Raw genomic sequence first — 23,952 nt, 5'->3', positions numbered from 1 at the left:
CCGGCCCCGCACACCGGTCCGGCCGCGCACACCGGTCCGGCCGCCCGCGGACCCGCCGCCCGGACCGCCGCCCGTCCCGGGGAGCGCTCAGGCCGGCCGCCGCGCCACGCCCAGCACACAGGGCGACGTCGGCGCCCCCGGACCCTTCTCCGGGATCCGCAGCCGGCGGTAGGTGACGATCTCGAACCCCGCCGCCCCGATCGCGGCCAGCGGGTCCCGGGCCGTGTGGCAGCCGCCGAACAGCAGCGGCCACACCGTGCGGTCCAGCGCCCGCTGGGCCGTCGCCATGGCCCGCCCCTCGGCGAGCCCGTGCTCGAAGAAGCGCAGTTCACCGCCCGGCCGCAGCACCCGCCGGAGCTCCGCCAGCGCCCGCGGCAGGTCCCGTACCGTACACAGCACCAGCGACGCGACCGCCCCGTCGAAGGCCTCGCTCTTCACCGGCAGCGCCTCCGCCACCCCCGGCACCACGTCCACCGGCACGTCGGCCCGCAGGCCGGCGGTCGCGGCCAGCCGCCGCAGCCGCCGCTCCGGTTCGACGGCCACGACCTCCGACACGGCGCCCGGGTAGTGGGCGAAGTTCAGCCCGTTCCCGGCGCCGACCTCGATGACCCGGCCGGCGAGCCCGTCCAGCAGCTCCCGGCGGTGTGCGGCGATTCCGCCCCTCTCCTCCATGGCGACGCTCACGCGCGCGTAGAAACGGGCGAACAGCGGGTGGTGGACGGCGTCCCTCATCACGGACCTCCTGGGAGACGGACGGACGGGCCAGGACCCGACACCGTCAGTGTCCCCCCGTCAGCCGCTGACGAAGCAGAACTCGTTGCCTTCGGGGTCCCGCAGCACCTGGAAGTCGCCCTGTTCGTCCGTCACGATCCCGCCGGCCCGCACCGCGCCGAGCCGCACCGCGTGACCGGCCGCCGCCGCCACGTCACCGGCGGACAGGTCCAGATGGAGCCGGTTCTTCACGGCCTTGCCCTCCGGCACGCGCTGGAAGGCGACCCGCACGAAACCGGGGGGCTCCACGTACGACCAGTCCGGGCTCCGGTCCACCGGCTCGCCGCCCAGCAGCGCGGCCCAGAACCGGACCAGCCCCGCCGGGTCGGCGCAGTCGAACACGATCTCGCTGACGACGGCCCGCACGTCAGCGGACCACCGCGGCGGTGAACGCCTCCGCGTCCCATGTGCCGCCCAGCGCCGGGGCGAGCCAGTGCCCCGCCGCCGCCCGGAAGGCCGCCGGGTCCAGCGCCCCCGCGCCCGCGGGCACCGCGCCGAGCAGCGGCGCGCCCGCCACCTCCGGCAGGTCCCGGACGTTGCAGCGCTCCGCCAGCCCCGGCTCGTCCGGCCAGGCACCGACGACCACGCCGGCCTGGACCAGTCCGCGCGCCCGCAGCGCCTCGGCGGTCAGCGTCACCATGTTGAGCGTGCCGAGCGCGGGGGGCGCCACCACCAGCACCGGGGCGTCCAGCAGTCCGGCCGCGTCGGCGAGCGTGCCGCCCTCGTCGTCGTACCGCACGAGCAGCCCGCCCGCGCCCTCGATCAGCACCAGGTCGTGCTCGCCGGCCAGCTTCCGCGCGGCGTCGGCCACCTCCCGGGGCCCTACCGGCGCCATCCCGGCCCGGCGCGCGGCCGTGTCGGGCGCCAGGGGCTCGGGGAAGCGGGCCAGCTCGACCGGGACGACCTCGTCCCCGGCCAGCCGGACGACCTCGTCCGCGTCGCCCCGCTCGTCCGGGCCGACCCCCGTCTGCGCGGGCTTCAGCACGGCCACCGACCGCCCGGCCGCCCGCGCCACCGAGGCGAGGGCCGCCGTGACGACCGTCTTGCCGATCTCCGTGCCCGTCCCGCTGACCACCAGTACCGTCATCTCAGCCCTCCCGTGCGGCCGCGCACACCGCGCGGCAGATCCGTGCCACGTCCTCGTCACCCGTGACGTAGGGCGGCATCACGTACACCAGGTCCCGGAACGGACGCAGCCACACGCCCTCGCGGACCGCCGCCGCCGTCGCGGCCGCCATGTCGACCGGGTGGTCGAGCTGGACGACCCCGATGGCACCGAGCACCCGGGCCTCGCGCACCCCCGGCAGCTCGGCGGTCTCCGCCAGCCCGTCGCGCAGCCCCGACTCGATCCGCTTGACCTCCTGGGCCCAGTCCTGGCCGAGCAGCAGCTCGATCGAGGCGCACGCCACGGCGGTGGCCAGCGGGTTGCCCATGAAGGTGGGTCCGTGCGCCAGCACCGGCACCTCGCCCCGCGAGATCCCGTCCGCCACCCGCGGGGTGCACAGGGTGGCCGCCAGCGACAGGTAGCCGCCGGTCAGCGCCTTGCCCAGGCACATCACGTCCGGCGCCACGCCCGCGTGCTCCGCCGCGAACAGGGCCCCCGTCCGCCCGAAACCGGTCGCGATCTCGTCGAACACCAGCAGCACGTCATGGGCGTCGCAGGCCTCCCGCAGCACCCGCAGGTACGCCGGGTCGTGGAACCGCATCCCGCCCGCGCCCTGGACCAATGGCTCGACGACGACCGCGGCCAGCTCGTCCGCGTGCCGTTCGATCTCCGACCGCAGCCGGTCGGCGTACGACTCCTCGTACTCCGCCGGCGGCGGGCCCACGAAGACCTGCCGGGGCAGCGCGCCGGACCACAGCTCGTGCATCCCGCCCTCGGGATCGCACACCGACATCGGCTGCCAGGTGTCGCCGTGGTACCCGCCGCGCCAGGTGAACAGGCGCCGCTTGGCGGGCCGGCCCACGGAGCGCCAGTACTGGAGGCACATCTTGATCGCGACCTCGACCGCCACCGAGCCCGAGTCGCAGAGGAAGACGTGCCGCAGCGGCTCGGGGGTGATCTCCACCAGCCGGGTGGCCAGCCGCACGGCGGGCTCGTGGGTGAGCCCGCCGAACATCACGTGGCTCATCCGGTCGAGCTGGCCACGCGCCGCCTCGTTGAGGACCGGGTGGTTGTAGCCGTGGACGGCCGACCACCAGGACGACATGCCGTCGACCAGCTCGTCGTGCCCGTACGCCGGTTCGGCCAGCCGCAGCCGGACCCCGGAGGCGGACTCGACCACCAGCGGGTCCGTACGGCCCGGCATGGGGCTGTACGGGTGCCACACGTGGGCCCGGTCGAGGGCGATCAGTTCGGCCGGGGCGAACTCAGGCATTGGGCGCCAGGTCGGTGCCGGCGCCCCGGCGCCGCACGGCCACCAGGTCCGTGCGGGCCTGGTCGGCGGTGGCGGTGCCGGCGGCGGTGGCCGGGGCGGTCGCGGCGGTCGCGGGGGCGGACTCCTCGGAGGAGCACACCGAACCCGAACCGCAGCCGCCGCCGGATCCGCAGGACGCGGCGTCCGACCGGTGCTCGGGCAGCGTGGTGGTGTCCGTGCCCTCCACCTCGAAACCGGCGTCCGCGATCATCTCCAGGTCCGCCTTGCCGGCCTGCCCCTCGCTGGTGAGGTAGTCGCCCAGGAAGATCGAGTTGGCCAGGTGCAGGGCCAGGGGCTGAAGCGTGCGCAGATGCACCTCGCGCCCGCCCGCCAGCCGGACCTCCACGTCCGGGCAGACGAACCGGACCATCGCCAGGATCCGCAGCGCCCGCTGGGGCGTGAGGTTCCACTCCTTGGCCAGCGGCGTGCCCTCGAAGGGGATGAGGAAGTTCACCGGCACCGAGTCCGGGTCCAGCTCGCGCAGCGCGAAGACCACGTCGACCAGGTCCTCGTCGCTCTCGCCCATGCCCGCGATCAGTCCGGAGCAGGCGGACAGCCCCGCGGCGTGCGCCTTCTGCACGGTGTCCACACGGTCCGCGTAGGTGTGCGTGGTCGTGATGTCCCCGTACGTCCCCTCGGACGTGTTGAGGTTGTGGTTGTACGCGTCGGCCCCCGCCGACCGCAGCCGCTCCGCCTGGCCGTCCGAGAGCAGCCCGAGGCACGCGCAGACCTCGACGCCCTCGTTCTCCTCCTTGATCGCCTCGATGGTCTTGGAGACCCGGTCGACGTCCCGGTCTGTGGGGCCGCGGCCGCTGGCCACCAGGCAGACCCGCTTGGCACCGCCGGCGACGCCCGCGGCGGCGGCCTTCGACGCCTCCTCCGGCTTCAGCCAGGTGTACTTGAGGATCTCCGCCTTCGAGCCCAGGCGCTGCGAACAGTACGAGCAGTCCTCGGGGCACAGACCGGACTTGAGGTTGACCAGGTAGTTGAGTTTCACCCGCCGCCCGAACCACTGACGGCGTACCTTCCCGGCCGCGGCGACCACATCCAGCAGCTCGTCGTCCGAGGTCGCCAGGACGGCGAGCGCTTCTTCGCGGGTCGGCAGCTCGCGCCGAAGCCCCTTCTCCACCAGCGTGTTCAGCAGGTCCATGACGCTGATCCTGGCCTACGGCACGGCCCCGGGCCAAGGAGGAACTCCACAGGAGACTCGGTTTCGAGTGTGTGTATAACCACACTCCGGCGCCACCCCACCACCATTAGGGTCTGTTCGCTGTCTACAAAAGGGACCCAGACATGCCCCAGGCTCCGTTCGACTCGCCGTTCGACTCGCCCTTCGACTGGACCGACGCCGAGGCACGCCGCCGCGCGGACGCCGGTCTGGTCCGTACGCTCCGCCCGCGACCGGCCGTGCCGGACGTCCTGGACCTGGCGAGCAACGACTACCTCGGGCTGACCCACCACCCGGACATCACCGCGGCGGCCGCCGGGGCGGCCCGCCGCTGGGGCGCGGGCGCCACCGGTTCGCGGCTGGTGACGGGCACCACCGAGCTGCACGCCGAGCTGGAGCGGGAGCTGGCCGCGTTCTGCGGCTTCGAGGCCGCGCTGGTGTTCTCCTCCGGGTACGCGGCCAACCTCGCCGCCCTCACCGCGCTGAGCGCCCGTGGCTCGCTGATCGTCTCGGACGCGGGCAACCACGCCTCGATCGTGGACGGCTGCCGGCTCTCGCGCGCCGACACCGAGGTCGTCCCGCACGCCGACCCCGAGGCGGTCGGCAAGACCCTGGCCGCCCACCCGGGACGGCGGGCGCTCGTGGTCACCGACTCGGTCTTCTCCGTCGACGGGGACGCGGCGCCGCTGGCCGGCCACGCGGCGGTGTGCCGGGCGCACGGCGCCGCGCTGGTCGTCGACGACGCCCACGGGCTGGGCGTGCTGGGCGAGGGCGGGCGCGGCGCGCTGCACGCGGCGGGGCTCGCGGGCGCCCCGGACGTGGTCGCCACGCTCACGCTCTCCAAGTCCCTGGGCAGCCAGGGCGGGGCCGTCCTCGGTCCGGCCCGGGTCGTCGACCACCTGGTCAACGCCGCCCGGACCTTCATCTTCGACACGGGCCTCGCCCCGGCCGCCGCGGGGGCGGCGCTGGCGAGCCTGCGGCACTTGCGCGCCGAACCGGGGCTGGCCGGCCGGGCGCGGACGGTGGCGGCCACCCTCCACGCCCGGCTGACGGCCGCGGGCCTGACGGCCGTGCGGCCGGACGCCGCCGTCGTCTCCGTACGCGCCCCCTCACCCGAGCGGGCCGTGCGGTGGGCGGCCGACTGCCGGGCCGAGGGGCTCGCGGTGGGCTGCTTCCGGCCGCCGTCGGTGCCGGACGGCATCTCGCGCCTCCGGCTCACCGCCCGCGCCGACTTGACGGAGCGTCAGATCGACGAGGCGGTCGCGACGATCCTCCGTACCGCCCCGGACGGCGCGGTCAGCCGGACCCCGTGAGAGGGGATCCCTTGAGCGAGGTGACGAAGGACGTCCAGGCCGCCGCGGAGAACCGCAGCGGCGGCCTGGTGGTGTCCTTCGAGTCGCGGACGGCGAGCCGCGCGGTGTCGAGGCGGGCGGCCTCGACGCAGTTGTTCATGCCGACGCTGCGGCTGCTGCGCCGCCAGCGCGGGGCGTCGTGGTGTGCGGGGTGAGCAGACATGGGGGGTGCCTCTCCCTACGCGCCGTCACCGATCCCGGCGATGAGGTCCGACGAGTCCTCGGGTGACAGGGCGCACGCCTGCATGCTGCGGAAGGCGGCGCCGTACGCCTCGAGGTCTTCCGTGCGTTCGAGATAGAGGCTACTCGTCAGGTGGTCAAGAGCAACCACGTCCAGATCAGAAATGTGCGGAAAGGAGAAAATAACGAAAGGGCCGGAGAGTCCGACGTACGCGCCCCCGGCGAACGGCAGGACCTGGAGCCGCACCTGGGGCGACCGCGCCCACTCCCGCAACCGCCGTAACTGCTCCCGCATCACCCCCGGACCGCCCACCCGCCTGTGCAGCACCGCCTCGTCGAGCACCGCCTCCAGCCGCAGCGGGGGATCGGCGCGCAGCACCTCCTGCCGGGCGATCCGCACCCGCACCAGCGACTCGACCGTCTCCGGCGGCGCCCCCTCCAGCGCCGCCCGGGTCACCGCCCGCGCGTAGTCGGCCGTCTGGAGCAGGCCGGGCACGACCGACGTCTCCAGGGTGCGCGCCACACAGGCCTGCGCCTCCAGGCTGATGAAGTCCTGGTACGGCGGCGGCAGCACACCCCGGTAGGCGTGCCACCAGCCCGCACCGCCGCCGTCCGCCGCTCCCGCCAGCGCCTCCAGCAGGGCCCGCCGCCGCGGCTCGCGCACCCCGTAGGCGTCGAGCAGCCGCGCCACGTCCGGGCCCGTGACCCCGCTGGTGCCGGTCTCGATGCGGCTCACCTTCGACTGGTGCCAGTCCACCAGCCGCGCCGCCTCCCGGCTGGTCAGGTCGGCGGCCAGCCGCAGGGCGCGCAACTCCTCGCCGAGCTTGCGCCTGCGCACCGCCGGTCCGTGCCGCGTGCCCCGCATGACCGTTCCTCCCGACGTCGGGCAACCCATCAGTTTGCCGCCCAAATCCGGCCTTCAGGGGCAGAGTTCACCGCTTCGGGCGACAGATATATGCATATCTTGGTGGATCGGCCCCAACAGGGGCTACCTGAGTGGCAGTCTGGCGCGAAGCACAATCCGAGGCCGAGCTCACCGAACATCCGGTACGTGTCGGAGTCCGGCCCCGGTGGGAAAGGGACGGCGTCGCCATGGCAGACCATCAGGAAGCATCCGTCACTCTGCCGAGCGCTCCCGCCTCGGTCTCCGCCGCCCGGAGGTACGTGGCGGACGTCCTCGAGGAATGGGGCCTGCCGGGCGAGGCCGAGACCGCCGACACGGTACGGCTCATCGTCTCGGAGCTCGCCACCAACGCCGTCCAGCACACCTTCGGTCAGTCGCCGACCTTCACGGTGGACGTGAGGCTGGAACGCGACGAGCAACTGCGCATCGGGGTCACCGACAGCCACCCGCGCTGGCCCCGCCGGCTCCCGGCGGCCGTGCAGCAGGACAACGGCCGGGGCATGGTCATCATCCGCTGGCTCGCCGCCGAGTGCGGTGGCCGCCTGTCCGTGACCCCGACCGCCGAGGGCGGCAAGACCGTGTGGATCGCCCTCCCCTGGACGGTCCCGGTGACCTGACCCGCGTGCGGTTCCCCGGTGGCCGCTCCGGCGGCGGCCGCTCGCCGAGCCGGCGCCGCACGAGGTGGGGGAGGAGCCCCCACAGCCCGGCGCACACCGCCAGGGTGAAGGCGCCGGCCGCCAGGCCCTCGGGCCGGCCGTGCACCACGTCCACCACCAGCGACACTGAGCAGGTGAGCGCCAGCGCCAGCACCGCGAGCCCGATCCGGGCCAGCCGGGACGACACGGCCACGATGCGGATTTTGGCGCCCTGCTGGAACAGCGTGCGGTGCAGCGCGGCGGGGGCGGTCAGCAGCGCCGCGGCGACCACGGAGAGCAGCAGCGTCACCACGTACAGCCCCCGCTGGTAGGAGTCCAGCGAGGTGAAGCGGGGGGTGAACGCCAGGGTGAGCAGGAAGGCGAACAGGATCTGGACGCCGGTCTGGGTGACGCGCAGTTCCTGGAGCAGCTCGGCGAAGTTGCGGTCGGCGCGCTCCAGGGGCGTCTCGTTGCGCGCGGTGCGGGGGCTCTCGCCGGACATTCCGGACGAGTACCCCCGCGCCGCGGGTCATGCCCGGAGCGTCAGCGGACGCGTCCGTACCAGACCGACTTCGACCAGATCTTGTCCAGCTTCACCACCGATCCCGACTTCGGTGAGTGCCAGATCTTGTTGTTACCCGCGTAGATGCCCACGTGGTAGACGCTGCTGCCACGGTGGAAGAAGACCAGGTCGCCCTTCACCCTGCTGGAGGCGGAGATGTGGCGGGTCTTGTTGTACTGCTGCTGCGCCGTGCGCGGCAGTGACTTGCCGGCCTTCTTGTACGAGTACAGCGTCAGTCCGGAGCAGTCGAACCGGGACGGGCCCGTCGCTCCGTACGCGTACGGTGCGCCCTTCTTGGACGCGGCGATGTTCAGCGCCTTGGTCGCGTGTGCCGGGGCGGCCTGGGCCTCGGACACACCGCCGGGCACCAGTGCCGGGCCGCCGACGGCGGCGAGGGCGAGTGCCGAGACGGCACCGGCCCGGGACAGCAGAGACGGGACATGAATCTGCGCGGTCATTGCGCAACCCTTCGTCAGCCGCCTGTGAAGGATGACCTGTCGGGTTCGGACTGGCGAAGTTGCCCGGCCGCTGACGCGGCTTCACCCCAAGGGCGACCGATGCGACGAACATCGTTCGGTCACCCGTACTGCTTGGGTCCTCCACTCCTGCCGATCCACTCCTGTCGACCAGTCATCCGGGCGGCGGCAGGACTCGGCGTCCGCCCGGACCGCCCCGCCGCGGTGGCGGGGGCTTGTCGTCGTGAGGGATCTTGACCCATGTCGAGGGGAAATTCCGAGTCGAAACGGCCGTTTGTGAGGCTCCTCACGACTGATCCATTCGGGTGGACAGGGGGGATTTGGCGCCCGGCGGTGAGACGTCGACGATCCCCGTACCAGGGCCGGAACGTGATATTCCGCCAGACGTGTAGCGTCGGTGCGCAACTCGTGCCGTACAGAATTCGTCCGGTTGCGTACGCTGAACGGGGGAGCGTTTCTCGTACTCCTGAGCCCATTCGGGGGAGAGCTACATCGGTCCCACGCCTCGATTGTGAGGCACCGTCACGCGACTCGCGCGCCGTTCGCCGTCAAGCACCCGCAGCGCCCGCGCCAGCGTGTGGGCATGCACGTCGCTCTCGCCGCGCTCGTGCATCGACGCCAGGGCGTCACGGAGCGCCGTCGCGCGCCCGACCAGGGCCTGCGCCGCGCGCAGGGCGCCATAGGTGTGGGTGGCGCGCGCCGGATTGATCCGGCCCAGCAGGTCGACGACCTCGAGCCACCCGTCGACGAACGCGCATTCGGCCCGGGTGAGGGCGGGCAGGGGCGGGGGCTCCGGGGGCAGCACCGCTCAGCCCCGGCGGCGCGCGACGACGTGGTCGACCAGGCCGTACGCCACGGCCCCGGCGGCGTCGAGGACCGTGTCGCGCTCCAGGTCGGCGTCCACCCGCTCGCGGTCCCGGCCGCTGTGCCGGGCCAGGACGCCGGCCAGCAGGTCGCGCCGGCGCAGCAACTCGCGGGCGTGGACGTCCAGGTCGGACGGCTGTCCGTGCAGCGGCTCGTCCAGGGACGGCTGTCGGATCACGACGCGCGCCCCCGGCAGGGTCAGGCGCTTGCCGGGGGTGCCGGCGGCGAGCAGGGCGGCGGCGGTCGACGCCGCCTGCCCGATGCAGGTCGTCTCCACGTCGCAGCGCACCGCCCGCATGGTGTCGTAGACGGCCGTCATGGCCTCCATCGGACCGCCGGGGGAGTTGATGTAGAGCGAGATGTCCCGGTCGGGCGCGGCGTACTCGAGGTACAGGAACTGGGCGACGACGTCGTTGGCCGCGGTGTCGTCGAGGGGTGTGCCGAGGAAGACGATCCGCTCCTCCAGCAGCTTGGAGTACGGGTCGACCGTGCGGGTGCCGGAGCTGGTGCGCTCGGTGAAGCCGGGCAGGACGTACCGCGCCGTGCGGCTCATGACATGCCTCCTCTGTCGCCGTAAAAAATGTACAGGATGTACAGGGCGTTATGATGGGAGCATGGCCTACGAGATTCCGGTGACGCAAGCCCGCGCAGAGCTCGCCGATCTGATCAACCGCGTCGTCTACGGCGGTGAACGCGTGGTCGTCACCCGCCACGGCAAGCCGCTCGTGGCCCTGGTGTCGGCCGCCGACCTGGAGCGACTCGAGGCGCCGGGGGAGCCGGCCGAGGAGCCGGTGGTCCGCTCGGTCTCCACCGTCCAGGACGTCCCGGCGTCCGCTCCGGGCGAACGGGGCCGCTTCGGCATCGCCGCCGAACACGAGCCGTACGGCCCGCACCGCCCGGGGCACTGACCCCCGCTCCACCCCCTGCCGAGACCGGATGTCGCCGTCCGGCGGCCCTGCCTGCCCATGCGGCGGCAAAGGACGGGTTTACCTCCCGGAAAAACTTCTGCCCGAGTTGGAAATATCTCTGCGCGACACTCGTTCCCGCAGGTCAACAGAGTGTTGAAGCCGGATAGTGTCCCGCTGCGCCCGGGGTCACACCGGGCGGGAGACCGTGAGGTGAAACGTGCAACTGACGCCGCACGAGCAGGAACGCCTGCTCATCCATGTGGCCGCCGACGTGGCGGAGAAGCGCCGGGCCCGCGGGGTGAGGCTCAACCACCCCGAGGCCGTCGCCCTCATCACCTCCCACATCCTGGAGGGCGCCCGCGACGGCCGCACCGTGGCCGAACTGATGGCGTCCGGCCGCAAGGTGCTCAGCCGCGACGACGTCATGGACGGCATCCCCGAGATGATCCACGACGTCCAGGTGGAAGCCACCTTCCCGGACGGCACCAAGCTCGTCACCGTCCACGACCCCATCGTCTGACGGGACGGGAACCACGCCGATGATCCCCGGAGAGATCCTGTACGCCGACGAACCGGTGCCCCTCAACGAGGGCCGCCCGGTCACGCGCCTCACCGTCCTCAACGCCGCCGACCGGCCCGTCCAGGTCGGCTCCCACTACCACTTCGCCGAGGCCAACCCGGGCCTCGACTTCGACCGCCCGGCCGCCCACGGCCTCCGGCTCAACATCGCCGCCGGCACCGCCGTGCGCTTCGAGCCCGGGATCCCCGTCGACGTCGAACTCGTCCCGCTCGCGGGGCTGCGTGTCGTCCCCGGCCTGCGCGGACGTACCGGAGGTGCCCTCGATGGCTGAACTGACCCGGCCCGTGTACGCCGACCTCTTCGGCCCCACCACCGGCGACCGGATCCGGCTCGCCGACACCGACCTGCTGGTCGAGATCGAGGAGGACCGCTGCGGCGGCCCCGGCCGCTCGGGCGACGAGGCGGTCTTCGGCGGCGGCAAGGTGATCCGCGAGTCCATGGGCCAGTCCCGCGCGACCCGCGCCGAAGGCGCCCCGGACACCGTCATCACCGGCGCGGTCGTCATCGACCACTGGGGCGTCGTCAAGGCCGACATCGGCATCCGCGACGGGCGCATCACCGGCATCGGCAAGGCCGGCAACCCGGACACCATGGACGGCGTCCACCCCGACCTCGTCATCGGCCCGGAGACCGAGATCATCGCCGGCAACGGCAAGATCCTCACCGCCGGCGCCGTCGACGCGCACATCCACTTCATCTCGCCGACCGTCGTCGAACAGGCGCTCACCTCCGGCATCACCACCCTCGTCGGCGGCGGCACCGGACCCGCCGAGGGCACCAAGGCCACCACCGTCACCCCCGGCCCCTGGCACCTCGCCAGGATGTTCGAGGCGCTGGAGACGTACCCCGTCAACATCGGCCTGCTCGGCAAAGGCAACACCGTCTCCCTCGAGGCGATGCGCTCCCAGCTACGGGGCGGAGCCCTCGGCTTCAAGATCCACGAGGACTGGGGCGCCACCCCGGCGGCCATCGACGCGTGCCTGCGCGTCTGCGACGAGACCGGCGCCCAGCTCGCCATCCACACCGACACCCTCAACGAGGCCGGGTTCGTCGGCGACACCCTCGCCGCCATCGCGGGCCGCACCATCCACGCGTACCACACCGAGGGGGCGGGCGGCGGTCACGCCCCCGACATCATCACGGTCGTCTCCGAGCCCTACGTCCTGCCCAGCTCCACCAACCCCACCCGCCCGCACACCGTCAACACCCTCGACGAGCACCTCGACATGCTGATGGTGTGCCACCACCTCAACCCGGCCGTCCCCGAGGACCTCGCCTTCGCCGAGTCCCGCATCCGGCCCTCGACCATCGCGGCCGAGGACATCCTGCACGACATGGGCGCCATCTCGATCATCTCCTCCGACTCCCAGGCCATGGGCCGCGTCGGCGAGGTCATCCTGCGGACCTGGCAGACCGCCCACGTCATGAAGAGGCGCCGGGGCGCGCTGCCGGGCGACGGCCGCGCCGACAACCACCGCGCGCGTCGCTACGTCGCCAAGTACACGATCAACCCGGCCGTCGCCCAGGGACTGGACCACGAGATCGGCTCCGTCGAGACCGGCAAACTCGCGGACCTCGTCCTGTGGGAGCCGGCGTTCTTCGGCGTCAAGCCGCAGACCGTCATCAAGGGCGGCCAGATCGCCTACGCCCAGATGGGCGACGCCAACGCCTCCATCCCCACGCCCCAGCCGGTCATGCCCCGCCCCATGTTCGGCGCGCTCGGCCGGGCGGCGGCGGCCGGCTCGTTCAACTTCGTCACCGGCACCGCCCTCGACGACGGACTCCCCGAACGGCTGGGCCTGACCAAGGAGTTCCGGGCCATCACCAGCACGAGGGGGGTCACCAAGGCGGACATGAGGGAGAACGACGCACTGCCACGCGTCGAGGTCGACGCCGACACGTTCACGGTGACCATCGACGGCGAGCCGGTCGACCCGGCACCCGCCGCCGAACTCCCCATGGCCCAGCGCTACTTCCTCTTCTGATGAGTACGCGATGACCCGTGCCGCCCTCCTCGTCCTCGCCGACGGCCGGTTCCCCGCCGGTGGCCACGCCCACTCCGGCGGCGCCGAACCGGCCGTCACGGCGGGACGCCTCCGCGACGCCCGCGACCTGGAGTCCTTCTGCCGCGGCCGCCTGCACACCAGCGGGCTCACCGCGGCCGGCCTCGCCGCCGCGGCCGCCCTCGGCCACGACCCCGCCGCGCTCGACGCCGCCGCCGACGCCCGCACCCCGTCACCCGCGCTGCGCGCCACCGCCCGCAAGCTCGGCCGCCAGATGCTGCGGGCCGCCCGTGCCACCTGGCCGCACCCCGAACTCGACGCTTTGGCACGGGTGTTCCCGCGCGGGGCGCACCAGCCCGTCGTCCTCGGGATCGCCGCGCGGGCCGCGGGCCTCGGCCCCGAGGACGCCGCGCACTGCGTGGCGTACGAGACGGTCAGCGGCCCCGCCACGGCCGCCGTCCGGCTGCTGAGCCTCGACCCCTTCCGCGCCACCGCCGTCCTGGCGCGCCTGGCACCCGAGATGGACCAGGTGGCCGCGCGGGCGGCGCGGGCCGCACGGGCGGCCGCCGAGGACGGCCTCGACGCGCTGCCCGCCGCGTCGGCACCGCTGCTCGACATCACCGCCGAGCAGCACGCGGCCTGGCCCGTACGCCTCTTCGCCTCCTGACGACAAGGAAAGCCATGCACCTCGACCACGGCCACCACGGCCCCGCCGCCGTCAGCGCCGACGCCCACCGGCCCGACGGCACCCACCGCGCCCTGCGCATCGGCCTCGGCGGGCCGGTCGGCTCCGGCAAGACCGCCACCGTCGCCGCCCTCTGCCGCGAACTGCGCGAGCAGTTCTCCCTCGCCGTCGTCACCAACGACATCTACACCCGCGAGGACGCCGAGTTCCTGCTGCGCAACGCGGTCCTGCCGCCCGAGCGGATCCAGGCGGTGGAGACCGGCGCCTGCCCGCACACCGCGATCCGCGACGACATCTCCGCCAACCTCGAAGCCGTCGAGGACCTGGAGGACGCCGTCGGCCCCCTCGACCTGATCCTCGTGGAGTCCGGCGGCGACAACCTCACGGCCACCTTCTCCAAGGGCCTCGTCGACGCGCAGGTCTTCGTCATCGACGTCGCGGGCGGCGACGACATCCCGCGCAAGGGCGGACCCGGTGTCACCACCGCCGACCTGCTCGTCATCAACAAGACCGACCTCGCCCCGTACGTCGGTTCCGACCTGGAGCGGATGGCCCGGGACGCCCGGGCGCAGCGCGGCGACCTGCCCGTCGCCTTCACCTCGCTGCGCGGCGAGCGGGGCGTCGCGCCGGTCGCCGACTGGGTGCGCGCCCGGCTCGCCGCCTGGACCGCCACCGTATGAGCGTCCACGCCACCGCCCGGATCGTCGCCACGCCCACGGGCCTGCCCGTGCTGGAGAGCGACGGGCCGCTCGCCCTGCGCCGCACCCGCGCCACCGGCCCGTACACCCGGGTCACCGTCGTCGGCGCGATGACCGCGCCGCTCGGCGGCGACCGGCTGGCCGTCGAGGCGGAGGTGCGCGACGGGGCCCGCCTGGCCGTCGGTTCGGCGGCCGCGACGGTCGCCCTGCCGGGCCGGGGCGCGGGCCACGCCCGCTACGACGTGCGCCTGACGGTCGGCGAGGGGGCGGAACTGCGCTGGCTGCCGGAACAACTGGTGTCCGCGCACGGCTCCGACCTCCGGATGCGCACGACGGTCGACCTGGCCGCCACCGCACGTCTGGTGCTGCGCGAGGAACAGGTCCTGGGCCGGCACGCCGAGGAGCCCGGCACCCTCGTCACCCGCCTGACCGTACGCCGCGCCGGACGCCCCCTGCTGGACCAGGAACTGGCCTACGGTCCGGGGGCGCCCGGCGGCTGGGACGGCGGCGCGGTCCTCGGGGGGCACCGGGCCGTGGGCCAGCTCCTCGTGGTGGACCCGGCCTACGACGAGAAGCCCGCCGCGCCCCGGCTCATCGGGGACACCGCGGCCGTCACGCCGCTGGCCGGGCCCGCCGTCCTGGTCACCGCGGTCGCCCCGGACGCGCTGCGGCTGCGGCGCGTCCTGGACGAGGCGCGGGCGACCCTGTGACGGGCGGCGGCGTCAGCCGCCGACGTACCAGGTGAAACCGCCGGAGGACGCCGCCACCGCCAGCAGGATGCCGAAGACGACCAGGTCGACGATGCCGAGGACTATCGCGGCCTTCGCCATGCCCGCGCCGTTCTTGACCGACGCCTGCCTGAGCGCGACCGCACCGAAGATGATGGCCAGCGGCCCGAGGATGATGTTGAAGAACAGCACGCCCACGATGCCGCAGACGAGTCCGGCGATGGCGAGGCCGTTGGTGCGGGACTGCGCCTGCCCGTGTCCGTGCGTACTGCTGGTGCCGTAACCGGCCATGACAACTCTCCCTTTCCGGGGTGGACTTGTGAAGGTCCGTGTTGCCCGCCGTGCCGGTCCCATGCCCACCGTGTGAGAGATCCGTTCAGGCCTCGCTCACGGCCGCCTCGGCGATCGGGGCCGTCCGGGGCCGGGCGACCGCCACATAGTCGGCCGTGCGCAGCGCCAGGGAGCGGTCGAGGCGCGCCGCGTTGAAGAACAGCTCGTCCTCCTCCAGCAGCGCCGGGTCGACGACCAGTTCCAGCTCCGGGTCGAAGGAGAACGGCAGGATCGTGCCGCTGACACTGCCCGCCAGCCGCTCGGCCACCTCGGGCGTGGCGAACCCGGCGTACGTGCCGCCCAGCAGGGCCTTCACCGCGCCCAGGTCGACCCGCCGGTCGCCGGGCACCACGGCCAGGGCGTACCGCCTCGTCCTCTTGCCGGTCTTGACCATTACGACGATGCACTTGGCGGCCTGCTCCAGCCGGTTGCCGCGCAACGCGCTGACCGCCTCCGTCGCACCCTCCGGGTCGTGCTCGACCACCCGGTAGGACGCCCCGTGCTCGTCCAGCAGGCCGATCAGTTTCTCGTACGCCTCGTACGTCTCGTGCGTCGTGTACGTCTCGTGTGTCGTCTGGTGCTCGCTCACCGGCGTCCCTTCGGGCAGGAGGTCCCGTCGCTCGTCACCCCGACCCTATCGACCGGCCGGCCGCGCCCGCGCGGGCCCGCCTCAGCGGCGGAAACCCGGGAACCTCCGCCGCTGCGCGGCCTGTTCGGCCTCCTTCACCTTGGCCGCGTAGTCGTCCACGTACTCCTGGCCGGACAGCGCGAGGATCCGGTACATGATCTCGTCGGTGACGGCCCGCAGCACCGTCCGGTCGTTCTCCATCCCCGCGTACCGCGAGAAGTCCAGCGGCTCGCCGAACCGGATCGTCACCTTCTTGATCTTCGGTACGACCTGGCCGGGCGGCTGGATCTCGAACGTGCCGACCATCGCGCACGGGACCACCGGCACGCCCGCCGTCAAGGCCATGACGGCCACCCCGACCTTGCCCTTGTAGAGCCGCCCGTCGTGCGAGCGGGTGCCCTCCGGGTAGATCCCCAGCAGCTCGCCCTTGGACAGCACCCCGAGACCTTCGCGGATCGCCGCCTGCCCGGCCTCCTTGCCGGAGCGGTCCACCGGGATCTGCCCCGCGCTGCGGAAGAACGCGGCGGTCAGCCGGCCCTTGATCCCGGGCCCCGTGAAGTACTCCTGCTTCGCCAGGAAGGTGATCCGCCGCTTGAGGACGACCGGCATCAGGAAGTGGTCCGAGAACGACAGGTGGTTGCCCGCGACGATCGCCGCGCCGTCCTCCGGGACGTGCTCCAGCCCCTCGGTCCTCGGCCGGAAAAGCAACCGCAGCACCGGCCCGAGAAGGAGGTGCTTGAGCAGGTAGTAGAACACTGGCTGGCTCCCTACTGCCCCGGGTCGGCGGGGGATCGGATCGGCTCTGTGCGTTGTACCAGGACACAAACCAGTTCGAGGGGGATCAGTGTAGATGCGCGTGTCGTGACCGGGAACCGCGCCGCGATGGGCGGCCCCGATGCGGGCACACGGAGGTCATGACTGTACCCAAGAGCAGTGTCCTGGTCCTGGACAGCGCCGAACCCGAGGCCCTGGCGGACTTCTACGCCGGGCTCCTCGGCGCCCGGACCCGTCGCGGAACCGATCCCGACTTCATCGAGGTGGTGGGCCACGAGGGCGTGTGCGTCGCCGTCCGGCGCGACCACGGCTACGCGCCGCCGAGTTGGCCGCGCCCCGACGACTCGCTCCAGGCGCACCTGCACATCCTGGTCGCCGAGGACGACATGGACGAGGCCGAGCGGGAGGCGGTCGGGCTCGGCGCCCGTCCGGTGGAGACCAGGGACAACTCCGGTCCCCGGGACGTCAGGACGTACTCCGACCCGGCGGGACACTCCTTCACCCTGGTCGCCCGGGAGGGCCGCTCGGCCACGTAGGGCGGCCTCCGGGGAGCGGAAGGTTACTCATGCGTTCCGCACGGCCGGTTGCTGACGCTTGTGACTGTTGCCGCCCCTGGCCGGGATGACACCGTCTTCCCCGTCGTCACCGTCGTCGATGGAGGGAGCAGGTGTGATCAAGGGCTACGCCGCCTTCTGCGACGCGGACCGTCACTTCTACGACGCGCCGTACCGGCTGTCCGCCGGGGGCACCGACCGGCGGGGCGCGCCGTACGGGGCGGCGCTCGCGCCGGTACCGGAAGGGTGGCGCCGGCACCGCAGCGGCGACTGGCTGGCCCTCCGCCCCCTCGACGTCGCGCTGCCCGCGCAGGGCTGGAAGATCCACGTATCGGCGTGCCTGGACAACGCCGAAACGATTCTTGAGCGCGTCATGGACTACTGCCTCGCCCGGGGCGTCGCCTTCAAGTTCGTCCCGAGCCGGTACCTGCTGCACACCCGCAACGCCAAGTACGCCGACCGGGCCGGCAGCGGCAAGTTCATCACCGTCTACCCGGCCGGCGACGAGCAGTGCCACCGGATCGCCGACGACCTGGCGGCCCTGCTCGCCGGCGAGCCCGGCCCGTACATCCTCAGCGACCTGCGCTGGGGCAAGGGACCGGTGCACGTCCGGTACGGCAGCTTCACCCGGCGGCACTGCTACGGCGAGAACGGCGAACTCTGCCCCGCCGTCGAGGACCCGGACGGACGCCTCGTCCCCGACCTGCGCGGCCCGGTGTTCCAGATACCCGACTGGCTCGAACCCCCCGCCTTCCTCCGGCCCCACCTGGACGCGCGGGCCGCCGTGACGGTCACGGACATCCCGTACACCGTCGACAGCGCGCTGCACTTCTCCAACGGCGGGGGAGTGTACGTCGGCCACGACCGCCGCACCGGCGAGAAGGTCGTCCTCAAGGAGGCCCGCCCGCACGCCGGCCTGGCCGCCGACGGGGCCGACGCCGTCACCCGGCTGCACCGCGAGCGGACCGCCCTCGAACGGCTCGCCGGACTGCCGTACACCCCCGAGGTCAAGGGCACGTTCGTCCTGGGCGAGCACCACTTCCTGGCGATGGAGTTCCTGGAGGGCAAGCCCCTCAACACCTTCTTCGCCCGCCGGCACCCGCTGATCGAGGCCGACCCCACGCCCGAGTCACTGGCCGAGTACACCGAGTGGGCCCTGCGGATCCACCGGCTCGTCGAGGAGGCCGTCGACGCCGTGCACGCCCGCGGTGTGGTCTTCAACGACCTGCACCTGTTCAACATCATGGTGTCCGAGGACGAGACGTCCGTGGCGCTCCTCGACTTCGAGGCCGCCGCCCACATCGACGAGGGACGGCGCCAGACCGTCGCCAACCCGGCGTTCGTCGCACCGCCCGACCGGCGTGGGTTCGCCGTCGACCGGTACGCCCTCGCCTGCCTCCGGCTCGCCCTCTTCCTGCCGCTGACCAGCCTGTTCCCGCTGGACCCCGGCAAGGCCCGGCACCTCGCCGACATCGCGGCCGCGCACTTCCCCGTACCGCGCGCCTTCCTCGACGAGGCGGTCGAGGAGATCGCGGGGGACACCGGCCACGGCCCGTACCTGCCCGTCGAGCCCGGCGACTGGCCGCGCAGCCGTGACTCCATGGCCGGCGCCGTGCTCGCCTCCGCGACACCGGAACGCGAGGACCGCTTCTTCCCCGGCGACATCGCCCAGTTCGCCACCGCCGGCGGCGGCCTGACCTTCGGCTACGGCACCGCGGGCGTCCTGTACGCCCTCTCCGGGACGGGCGCCGGAGCGTGCCCGGAGGCCGAGGAGTGGCTGCTGCGCCGCACCAAGGAGCCCGAGTCCGGCACACCCCTCGGCTTCTACGACGGCCTGGCCGGCGTCGCCTGGACCCTCGACCGCCTCGGCCATCCCGAACGGGCCCTGGAACTGGCGGAACTGACGCTCCGCCGGCCGTGGGAGGACATCGCCCCCGACCTGCACGGCGGCCTCGCGGGCGTCGGCCTCGCGCTGGACGCGCTCGGCATGCGGGACGCCGCCCTGCGCTGCGCCGACCTCGTCGCCGGCGCCCTGCCCGGCATCTCCCGGGCCGGGCTGCTGTACGGCGCCTCCGGCTCCGCCCTGCTCTTCCTCCGCCTGTACGAACGCACCGGCGACACCGGGCTGCTGGACTTGGCCGCCGACGCGCTCCGGCGCGACCTGGCCCGCTGCGTGACCAGCGCGGGCGGCACCCTCCAGGTCGACGAGGGGTGGCGGACCATGCCGTACCTCGGCGCCGGGAGCGTCGGCATCGGGATGGTGCTCGACGACTACGCCGCCCACCGCGAGGACGCGGACTTCGAGCGGGCGCGCCGCGAGATCGTACGGGCCGCCCAGGCCACCTTCTACGCCCAGCCCGGACTGTTCCGGGGCGCGGCCGGCATGGTGCTGTACCTGAGCCGCACCACCGCGCCCGGCCCGGGAACCGCCCCCGTCGACGTACGCCGCCAGATCGACGCCCTCGCCCGGCACGCCGTGCCGTACCAGGGCCGGCTGGCCTTCCCCGGCGAGCAGATGATGCGGCTGTCCATGGACCTCGCCACGGGCACCGCGGGCTGCCTGCTCGCCCTCGGCAGCGCCGCGTCCGACGGACACGCGCACCTGCCGTTCCTCCCGCCGCTCCGGCGGCCCACGAGCCGGCCCCAGCCAGGGGCCGAAACAGAGCACACCGTCCCCATGAAGGAAAGGAATCGATCATGACGCTTCTCGACCTGCAGTCGATGGAGACCCCGAAGGAAGAGGCGACGGGCGACATCGCCACGGGCAGCCGCGCGAGCCTGCTGCTCTGCGGTGACAGCAGCCTGAGCGTCACCACCTGTAACTGACCCGTCGGGTCGCGCGGTGCCGAATGCGCGCGGCCCCATGGATCAGCCGGTCCCGGGCGGTTCACCCCGCCCGGGACCCTCCGCGTTCCCGCCCGAGGAGGACACCGCCACCCATGACCTCCCCGCCCCCCGACCCCTCGATCCCGTACGCCCCCGCCCCCTCGGACGCGCCCGGCAGCGGTGACGCGCCCACCGGGCCGGCCGCCGCCACCGGGCCGGGCGCCGCCACCGGGTCGGGCGCCGCCGCCGGGTCGGCCGCTGCCGCCGGGCCGGGCGTCCCCACCGGGTCGGCCGCCCCTACAGGGCCGGGCTCTGCCGCCGGGCCTGACGGGCCGTCGGGCGACGGGCCGCGCCGGCAGCCGGGCGCGGGCGGCGGCGGCCGAGAGGTGTCCGGGCCGGGTGCCGCGATCGGCGGCCGACGGGCCGAGCGGGTGGTGCGGGGCGCCGTACGGCACAGCGCGGGCCGTACCGCGGCGATCACCGTCTGCTCCGTGGCCGCCGCACTGGCCGCCCTCGCCGAGCCGGCCGTCCTCGGCCGCAGCCTCGACCTGCTCCTGGCCGGCTCCGCGGCGGCACCCCGCTGGGTGGCCCTGTGCGGCGCGCTGATCGCCGCCGAGGTGATCCTCGACGCGCTGGTCGCCCTGCTGACCGGCACCACCAACGCCCGGTCCACCGCCTGGCTGCGCCACCGCGCCCTGGACCGGCTGCTCGGAGCCCCGCCGCACGCCGCGGCCGCCCGCTTCGCGCCCGGCGACCTCGCCACCCGGCTGACGGCCAACGCCACGGAGGCCGGCACCGTCCCGGCGACCGCCGCCGGCGCGCTGGCCACGGTCCTCCCGCCGCTCGGGGCCCTGGTCGCGCTGCTCCTCATCGACCTGTGGACGGCGGCCGCGTTCCTGGCCGGCGTCCCGCTGCTCGTCCTGCTGCTGCGGGCCTTCGCCCGCACCTCCTCCGACACCGTCTCCCGCTACCAGCGCGTGCAGTCCGGCATGGCGGACCGCCTCCTGGAGGCCCTGGCCGGGGCCCGCACCATCGCCGCCGCCGGGACCGCCGCGCGCGAACAGCGGCGCATCCTCGCCACGCTGCCCGAACTCGCCGCGGAGGGACGGACGATGTGGCGCGTGTACGGCCGGGCCGTCGCCCGCAGCGGCGTGCTCATGCCCCTGCTGGTCACCGTCGTCCTCGCCGTGGGCGGGGCCCGGCTGGCCTCCGGTGCCCTGGGCGTCGGCGACCTGGTGGCGGCCTCCCGGTACGCGGCGCTGGCGGCCGGCGTCGGCTCGGTGGCCGCCTCGCTCGGCGCCCTGGTCCGGGGCCGTACCGCCGCCCGCCGCACCGGCGAGATCCTCGCCCTCCCGGCCGTGCCGTACGGCCCGGACACGCTGCCCGCCCACGGCGCGGGCACCCTCGAACTGCGCGGCGTCACCGTCGTACGGGACGGGGCCGCCGTGCTGCGCGGAGTCGACCTGCGGGTGCCCGGCGGGGCGACCGCCGCCGTGGTCGGCCGCTCGGGCGCGGGCAAGTCCCTGCTCGCCGCCGTCGCGGGCCGGCTCACCGACCCCGACGAGGGGTGCGTCCTGCTCGACGGCGTGCGGCTGGACCGGCTCGGGCCCCGGGAACTGCGCCGTGAGGTCGCGTACGCCTTCTCCCGCCCCGCCCTCTTCGGCACGACGGTCGGGGAGGCCATCGCCTTCGGGGCGGAGCCCGCCCCGCCGGGCGCCGTGCGCTCCGCCGCCCGGGCGGCGGGCGCCGACGGGTTCGTCGAGCGGCTGCCCGCCGGTTACGACACGCCGCTCGCCGACGCCCCGCTGTCGGGCGGTGAGTACCAGCGGCTGGGGCTCGCCCGGGCGTTCGCCCACGCCGGGCGGCTGCTGGTCCTGGACGACGCCATGTCGGGCCTGGACACCGTCACCCTGCGGCAGGTCGAGCGGTCGCTGGCCCGGGACGTCCGGCCGGGCACCCGCCTCGTCGTCGCCCACCGGCTGTCCGCCGCGTCGCGTGCGGACCTGGTGGTGTGGCTGGAGGAGGGCCGGGTACGGGCCGTCGGCCCGCACCGCACGCTGTGGCGGGACCCGGCGTACCGGGCCGTGTTCGCCGCGACGGACGGGGCGGACGCGACCGGCGGGGCGACCGGGGCGACCGGGCCGGACGCGACGGACCCGGCGGAGCCGGCGCACCCGGCGGACGCGACCCACAGGAGGGCCGGATGACGGCACGGCGGGTCCTCCCCGAGGGCAGGCGCTTCCTGGCGCGGCGCAAACGCGACCTGCTGCGCCTCGCCGCCTGGTCCCTGCTGGAGTCGGCCCACACGTTCCTGGGCGGGTACGGCGTCGCCCGCGCGCTGGACGACGGGTTCCTCGCCGGACGCACCGGCACCGGCCTGGTGTGGCTGGCCGTCGCCGCCGCCGGGACGCTCCTCGGCGGGCTCGCCGTGCGCGGGGTGTTCGCCGGACTCGCGGGCCTGGTGGAACCGCTGCGGGACGGGCTGGTCCGCCGGGCCGTGGCGCAGGCCGTCGCCGCCGCGGTGGCGGACCCCGCCCGGGCGGAGGGCGCGGCCGGCGGCGCGGCCGTCTCCCGGCTCACGCAGCAGACCGAGATCGCCCGCGACAGCTTCGCCGGGCTGGTCCTCACCACCCGGTCCTTCGTCTTCACCGCCCTGGGCGCGCTGCTCGGCATGGCCTCCCTGGAGCCGGCGCTGACCCTCGTCGTCCTCCCGCCCCTGCTGCTCGGCCTGGCGGTGTTCCTCGCCACCCTCGCGCCCATGGCCGCCGTGCAGCGCGCCTCCCTCGACACCGACGAGGCCCTCGCGGCCCGGGTCGGCGCGGTGGGCGCGGGACTGCGCGACGTGGTGGCGTGCGGCGCCGGACCGCACGTCGCGGCCGGGACCGGGCGGCTGGTCGACGCCGAGGCCCGGCTCTCCCGCCGCCTGGCCCGCTGGGCGGCCGTCCGCACCCTGGCCCTGGGCGCGGCGGGCCGGCTGCCGGTGCTGGCCCTGCTGCTCGCCACGCCCTGGCTGCTCGGCCGGGGGGTCACCGCGGGCACCCTGCTCGGCGCGCTCACCTACCTCGTCCAGGCGCTGCTGCCGGCCCTGGACGCGCTGATGACCGCGGTCGGGACGGCCGGCACCCGGCTGCTGGTCGTCCTGGAGCGGTTCACCGACGTGCCGGCCCCGCCCCCGGCGCCCGCGCCACGGCCGCTGCCGCCCGCCCGGCCGCGGGCCGCCCGCCCGGCCGCCGAGCTGCGGGGCGTCCGGTTCGCCTACGGCCCCGGGGCGCGCCCGGTGCTGGACGGCCTCGACCTGGTGGTCGAGCCGGGGGAGCACCTGGCCGTCGTCGGGCCCAGCGGCATCGGCAAGTCCACCCTGACCGCGCTGCTCGCCGGGCTGCTGGCCCCGACCGCGGGCACCGTCGCCGTGACCGGCCGCCCGGCGCTGCTGCCCCAGCAGGCGTACGTGTTCACCGGCACCGTGCTCGACAACCTCCGCTACCTGCGCCCCGACGCCACCCACGGTGAGGTCCGGCGGGCGGTGGACGCGCTCGGGCTCGGCCCCCTCGTCCAGCGGCTCGGCGGCCCGGACGCGGTGATCGACCCGGGCCGGCTGTCGCACGGCGAGCGGCAGGGGCTGGCGCTCGCCCGCGCCTACCTTTCGCCCGCCCCCCTGCTCCTCCTGGACGAGGCGACGTGCCACCTGGACCCGGACACCGAGGAGCGGGCCGAGCGCGCCCTGGCCGCCCGGCCCGGCGGCCTCGTCGTCGTCGCGCACCGCATCACGTCCGCCGTGCGGGCCGACCGGGTCCTGGTCCTGGACGGCGACCGGGCCCGGTGCGCGCCGCACGGGGAACTCCTCAGGCGCTCCGGCCTGTACCGGGACCTCGTCGGGATGTGGCATCCCGACGCGGCCTGACCCGGAGG

28 protein-coding genes and 1 riboswitch are annotated in these 23,952 nt (G+C 74.4%); of the genes, 14 read left to right on the top strand and 14 right to left on the bottom strand.

The window, feature by feature from the left end:
• Positions 1-87 precede the first annotated feature (87 nt).
• Genes ACZ7LK_RS16845 through bioB form a run of 5 tightly spaced genes read right to left on the bottom strand, consistent with a single transcriptional unit; the run spans position 88 to position 4,338 of the window.
• Positions 88-732: a class I SAM-dependent methyltransferase gene (locus ACZ7LK_RS16845; protein ID WP_469462680.1), complete on the bottom strand. Its 645-nt coding sequence runs from the start codon at positions 730-732 to the stop codon at positions 88-90.
• Between the two features lie 60 nt (positions 733-792).
• Positions 793-1,137 carry a VOC family protein gene (locus ACZ7LK_RS16840; RefSeq protein ID WP_392273363.1) on the bottom strand — a complete coding sequence of 115 codons (345 nt, stop codon included), beginning with the start codon at positions 1,135-1,137 and terminating at the stop codon, positions 793-795.
• A 1-nt stretch (position 1,138) separates the two neighbouring features.
• Complete coding sequence (bioD, locus tag ACZ7LK_RS16835) at positions 1,139-1,858, bottom strand: dethiobiotin synthase (RefSeq protein ID WP_471141447.1); 720 nt, start codon at positions 1,856-1,858, stop codon at positions 1,139-1,141.
• 1 nt (position 1,859) lies between these two features.
• Positions 1,860-3,149: an adenosylmethionine--8-amino-7-oxononanoate transaminase gene (locus tag ACZ7LK_RS16830; RefSeq protein WP_392273365.1), complete on the bottom strand. Its 1,290-nt coding sequence runs from the start codon at positions 3,147-3,149 to the stop codon at positions 1,860-1,862.
• Positions 3,142-4,338: a biotin synthase BioB gene (gene bioB, locus ACZ7LK_RS16825; protein WP_392273366.1), complete on the bottom strand. Its 1,197-nt coding sequence runs from the start codon at positions 4,336-4,338 to the stop codon at positions 3,142-3,144. The genes ACZ7LK_RS16830 and bioB overlap by 8 nt, the downstream gene beginning before the upstream one ends.
• A gap of 143 nt (positions 4,339-4,481) precedes the next feature.
• Between bioB and ACZ7LK_RS16820 the strand changes: the two genes are divergently transcribed.
• Positions 4,482-5,669 (top strand): 8-amino-7-oxononanoate synthase, encoded by a 1,188-nt coding sequence (locus tag ACZ7LK_RS16820; protein WP_471141443.1) that lies wholly within the window; start codon positions 4,482-4,484, stop codon positions 5,667-5,669.
• Here ACZ7LK_RS16820 and ACZ7LK_RS16815 read toward each other — a convergent pair.
• Positions 5,653-5,871 carry a DUF397 domain-containing protein gene (locus ACZ7LK_RS16815; protein ID WP_471141441.1) on the bottom strand — a complete coding sequence of 73 codons (219 nt, stop codon included), beginning with the start codon at positions 5,869-5,871 and terminating at the stop codon, positions 5,653-5,655. The two genes, ACZ7LK_RS16820 and ACZ7LK_RS16815, sit on opposite strands and share 17 nt — an antisense overlap.
• Positions 5,872-5,886: 15 nt before the next feature.
• Positions 5,887-6,753, bottom strand: a complete 867-nt coding sequence (locus tag ACZ7LK_RS16810; RefSeq protein WP_471141438.1) for a helix-turn-helix domain-containing protein — start codon at positions 6,751-6,753, stop codon at positions 5,887-5,889.
• A 227-nt stretch (positions 6,754-6,980) separates the two neighbouring features.
• Here ACZ7LK_RS16810 and ACZ7LK_RS16805 point away from each other — a divergent pair, with 227 nt between their 5' ends.
• The gene (locus ACZ7LK_RS16805) at positions 6,981-7,409 is read left to right on the top strand and encodes an ATP-binding protein (protein WP_392273370.1); all 429 of its coding nucleotides are present in this window, start codon (positions 6,981-6,983) and stop codon (positions 7,407-7,409) included.
• Here the strand turns inward: ACZ7LK_RS16805 and ACZ7LK_RS16800 are convergent.
• The 4 genes from ACZ7LK_RS16800 to ACZ7LK_RS16785 all read right to left on the bottom strand — a co-directional run bounded on the left by ACZ7LK_RS16800 (position 7,300) and on the right by ACZ7LK_RS16785 (position 9,882).
• Positions 7,300-7,929: a DUF6328 family protein gene (locus tag ACZ7LK_RS16800; protein WP_469462669.1), complete on the bottom strand. Its 630-nt coding sequence runs from the start codon at positions 7,927-7,929 to the stop codon at positions 7,300-7,302. The genes ACZ7LK_RS16805 and ACZ7LK_RS16800 overlap by 110 nt on opposite strands.
• A 41-nt stretch (positions 7,930-7,970) precedes the next feature.
• A complete protein-coding gene (locus ACZ7LK_RS16795) occupies positions 7,971-8,447 on the bottom strand; it encodes a C40 family peptidase (protein WP_392273372.1) in 477 nt (158 codons plus the stop codon).
• Positions 8,448-8,451: 4 nt separating this feature from the next.
• Positions 8,452-8,624: riboswitch (cyclic di-AMP (ydaO/yuaA leader) on the bottom strand.
• Between the two features lie 328 nt (positions 8,625-8,952).
• Positions 8,953-9,270, bottom strand: a complete 318-nt coding sequence (locus ACZ7LK_RS16790) for a hypothetical protein (protein ID WP_392273373.1) — start codon at positions 9,268-9,270, stop codon at positions 8,953-8,955.
• 3 nt (positions 9,271-9,273) lie between these two features.
• The gene (locus tag ACZ7LK_RS16785) at positions 9,274-9,882 is read right to left on the bottom strand and encodes an ATP-dependent Clp protease proteolytic subunit (protein ID WP_471141434.1); all 609 of its coding nucleotides are present in this window, start codon (positions 9,880-9,882) and stop codon (positions 9,274-9,276) included.
• 61 nt (positions 9,883-9,943) lie between these two features.
• On the opposite strand from ACZ7LK_RS16785, the gene ACZ7LK_RS16780 reads away from it, so the two are divergent.
• From ACZ7LK_RS16780 to ACZ7LK_RS16750, 7 genes are all read left to right on the top strand, one after another.
• A complete protein-coding gene (locus tag ACZ7LK_RS16780; RefSeq protein WP_392273375.1) occupies positions 9,944-10,237 on the top strand; it encodes a type II toxin-antitoxin system Phd/YefM family antitoxin in 294 nt (97 codons plus the stop codon).
• 217 nt (positions 10,238-10,454) lie between these two features.
• The gene (locus ACZ7LK_RS16775; protein WP_073755663.1) at positions 10,455-10,757 is read left to right on the top strand and encodes an urease subunit gamma; all 303 of its coding nucleotides are present in this window, start codon (positions 10,455-10,457) and stop codon (positions 10,755-10,757) included.
• 19 nt (positions 10,758-10,776) lie between these two features.
• Positions 10,777-11,088 (top strand): urease subunit beta, encoded by a 312-nt coding sequence (locus ACZ7LK_RS16770; RefSeq protein ID WP_392273376.1) that lies wholly within the window; start codon positions 10,777-10,779, stop codon positions 11,086-11,088.
• Positions 11,081-12,802, top strand: coding sequence for an urease subunit alpha (locus ACZ7LK_RS16765; protein WP_471141431.1), 1,722 nt, complete (start codon positions 11,081-11,083; stop codon positions 12,800-12,802). Before ACZ7LK_RS16770 ends, ACZ7LK_RS16765 begins: the two co-directional genes overlap by 8 nt.
• 10 nt (positions 12,803-12,812) lie before the next feature.
• Positions 12,813-13,487 carry an urease accessory protein UreF gene (locus ACZ7LK_RS16760; RefSeq protein WP_471141429.1) on the top strand — a complete coding sequence of 225 codons (675 nt, stop codon included), beginning with the start codon at positions 12,813-12,815 and terminating at the stop codon, positions 13,485-13,487.
• A 14-nt stretch (positions 13,488-13,501) separates the two neighbouring features.
• Positions 13,502-14,185, top strand: a complete 684-nt coding sequence (gene ureG, locus ACZ7LK_RS16755; protein ID WP_471141427.1) for an urease accessory protein UreG — start codon at positions 13,502-13,504, stop codon at positions 14,183-14,185.
• Positions 14,182-14,913, top strand: coding sequence for an urease accessory protein UreD (locus ACZ7LK_RS16750; protein ID WP_392273380.1), 732 nt, complete (start codon positions 14,182-14,184; stop codon positions 14,911-14,913). Before ureG ends, ACZ7LK_RS16750 begins: the two co-directional genes overlap by 4 nt.
• Before the next feature lie 12 nt (positions 14,914-14,925).
• Here the strand turns inward: ACZ7LK_RS16750 and ACZ7LK_RS16745 are convergent, their stop codons facing one another.
• The 3 genes from ACZ7LK_RS16745 to ACZ7LK_RS16735 form a co-directional block, all read right to left on the bottom strand.
• On the bottom strand, positions 14,926-15,222 hold the full coding sequence (locus ACZ7LK_RS16745) for a DUF4190 domain-containing protein (protein WP_392273381.1): 297 nt from the start codon (positions 15,220-15,222) through the stop codon (positions 14,926-14,928).
• An 85-nt stretch (positions 15,223-15,307) separates the two neighbouring features.
• Complete coding sequence (locus ACZ7LK_RS16740; RefSeq protein ID WP_469462660.1) at positions 15,308-15,850, bottom strand: YbaK/EbsC family protein; 543 nt, start codon at positions 15,848-15,850, stop codon at positions 15,308-15,310.
• 81 nt (positions 15,851-15,931) lie between these two features.
• Positions 15,932-16,645 carry a lysophospholipid acyltransferase family protein gene (locus ACZ7LK_RS16735; protein ID WP_392273383.1) on the bottom strand — a complete coding sequence of 238 codons (714 nt, stop codon included), beginning with the start codon at positions 16,643-16,645 and terminating at the stop codon, positions 15,932-15,934.
• 158 nt (positions 16,646-16,803) lie between these two features.
• On the opposite strand from ACZ7LK_RS16735, the gene ACZ7LK_RS16730 reads away from it, so the two are divergent.
• The 5 genes from ACZ7LK_RS16730 (at position 16,804) to ACZ7LK_RS16710 (ending at position 23,944) form a co-directional block, all read left to right on the top strand.
• Entirely contained in the window at positions 16,804-17,199 is a 396-nt protein-coding gene (locus ACZ7LK_RS16730; RefSeq protein WP_392273384.1) for a VOC family protein, read from the top strand.
• 133 nt (positions 17,200-17,332) lie between these two features.
• Positions 17,333-19,918, top strand: a complete 2,586-nt coding sequence (lanKC, locus tag ACZ7LK_RS16725; protein ID WP_471141423.1) for a class III lanthionine synthetase LanKC — start codon at positions 17,333-17,335, stop codon at positions 19,916-19,918.
• The gene (locus ACZ7LK_RS16720; protein ID WP_073755677.1) at positions 19,915-20,043 is read left to right on the top strand and encodes a SapB/AmfS family lanthipeptide; all 129 of its coding nucleotides are present in this window, start codon (positions 19,915-19,917) and stop codon (positions 20,041-20,043) included. Before lanKC ends, ACZ7LK_RS16720 begins: the two co-directional genes overlap by 4 nt.
• 113 nt (positions 20,044-20,156) lie before the next feature.
• On the top strand, positions 20,157-22,250 hold the full coding sequence (locus ACZ7LK_RS16715) for an ABC transporter ATP-binding protein (protein WP_471141419.1): 2,094 nt from the start codon (positions 20,157-20,159) through the stop codon (positions 22,248-22,250).
• Positions 22,247-23,944: an ATP-binding cassette domain-containing protein gene (locus ACZ7LK_RS16710; protein WP_471141416.1), complete on the top strand. Its 1,698-nt coding sequence runs from the start codon at positions 22,247-22,249 to the stop codon at positions 23,942-23,944. Before ACZ7LK_RS16715 ends, ACZ7LK_RS16710 begins: the two co-directional genes overlap by 4 nt.
• Positions 23,945-23,952 lie beyond the last annotated feature (8 nt).

The organism is Streptomyces sp. NPDC039423, from assembly GCF_055598725.1.
This window is presented reverse-complemented; position numbering and strand designations above follow the sequence as displayed.

What these genes read in the sequence shown, in the direction of transcription:
- ACZ7LK_RS16845 (WP_469462680.1), bottom strand. Translation starts at nt 732, where the DNA reads ATGAGGGACGCCGTCCACCACCCGCTGTTCGCCCGTTTCTACGCGCGC.
- bioD (WP_471141447.1), bottom strand. Translation starts at nt 1,858, where the DNA reads ATGACGGTACTGGTGGTCAGCGGGACGGGCACGGAGATCGGCAAGACG.
- ACZ7LK_RS16830 (WP_392273365.1), bottom strand. Translation starts at nt 3,149, where the DNA reads ATGCCTGAGTTCGCCCCGGCCGAACTGATCGCCCTCGACCGGGCCCAC.
- bioB (WP_392273366.1), bottom strand. Translation starts at nt 4,338, where the DNA reads ATGGACCTGCTGAACACGCTGGTGGAGAAGGGGCTTCGGCGCGAGCTG.
- ACZ7LK_RS16820 (WP_471141443.1), top strand. Translation starts at nt 4,482, where the DNA reads ATGCCCCAGGCTCCGTTCGACTCGCCGTTCGACTCGCCCTTCGACTGG.
- ACZ7LK_RS16815 (WP_471141441.1), bottom strand. Translation starts at nt 5,871, where the DNA reads ATGTCTGCTCACCCCGCACACCACGACGCCCCGCGCTGGCGGCGCAGC.
- ACZ7LK_RS16810 (WP_471141438.1), bottom strand. Translation starts at nt 6,753, where the DNA reads ATGCGGGGCACGCGGCACGGACCGGCGGTGCGCAGGCGCAAGCTCGGC.
- ACZ7LK_RS16805 (WP_392273370.1), top strand. Translation starts at nt 6,981, where the DNA reads ATGGCAGACCATCAGGAAGCATCCGTCACTCTGCCGAGCGCTCCCGCC.
- ACZ7LK_RS16800 (WP_469462669.1), bottom strand. Translation starts at nt 7,929, where the DNA reads ATGTCCGGCGAGAGCCCCCGCACCGCGCGCAACGAGACGCCCCTGGAG.
- ACZ7LK_RS16795 (WP_392273372.1), bottom strand. Translation starts at nt 8,447, where the DNA reads ATGACCGCGCAGATTCATGTCCCGTCTCTGCTGTCCCGGGCCGGTGCC.
- ACZ7LK_RS16785 (WP_471141434.1), bottom strand. Translation starts at nt 9,882, where the DNA reads ATGAGCCGCACGGCGCGGTACGTCCTGCCCGGCTTCACCGAGCGCACC.
- ACZ7LK_RS16780 (WP_392273375.1), top strand. Translation starts at nt 9,944, where the DNA reads ATGGCCTACGAGATTCCGGTGACGCAAGCCCGCGCAGAGCTCGCCGAT.
- ACZ7LK_RS16770 (WP_392273376.1), top strand. Translation starts at nt 10,777, where the DNA reads ATGATCCCCGGAGAGATCCTGTACGCCGACGAACCGGTGCCCCTCAAC.
- ACZ7LK_RS16765 (WP_471141431.1), top strand. Translation starts at nt 11,081, where the DNA reads ATGGCTGAACTGACCCGGCCCGTGTACGCCGACCTCTTCGGCCCCACC.
- ACZ7LK_RS16760 (WP_471141429.1), top strand. Translation starts at nt 12,813, where the DNA reads ATGACCCGTGCCGCCCTCCTCGTCCTCGCCGACGGCCGGTTCCCCGCC.
- ureG (WP_471141427.1), top strand. Translation starts at nt 13,502, where the DNA reads ATGCACCTCGACCACGGCCACCACGGCCCCGCCGCCGTCAGCGCCGAC.
- ACZ7LK_RS16750 (WP_392273380.1), top strand. Translation starts at nt 14,182, where the DNA reads ATGAGCGTCCACGCCACCGCCCGGATCGTCGCCACGCCCACGGGCCTG.
- ACZ7LK_RS16745 (WP_392273381.1), bottom strand. Translation starts at nt 15,222, where the DNA reads ATGGCCGGTTACGGCACCAGCAGTACGCACGGACACGGGCAGGCGCAG.
- ACZ7LK_RS16730 (WP_392273384.1), top strand. Translation starts at nt 16,804, where the DNA reads ATGACTGTACCCAAGAGCAGTGTCCTGGTCCTGGACAGCGCCGAACCC.
- ACZ7LK_RS16720 (WP_073755677.1), top strand. Translation starts at nt 19,915, where the DNA reads ATGACGCTTCTCGACCTGCAGTCGATGGAGACCCCGAAGGAAGAGGCG.
- ACZ7LK_RS16715 (WP_471141419.1), top strand. Translation starts at nt 20,157, where the DNA reads ATGACCTCCCCGCCCCCCGACCCCTCGATCCCGTACGCCCCCGCCCCC.
- ACZ7LK_RS16710 (WP_471141416.1), top strand. Translation starts at nt 22,247, where the DNA reads ATGACGGCACGGCGGGTCCTCCCCGAGGGCAGGCGCTTCCTGGCGCGG.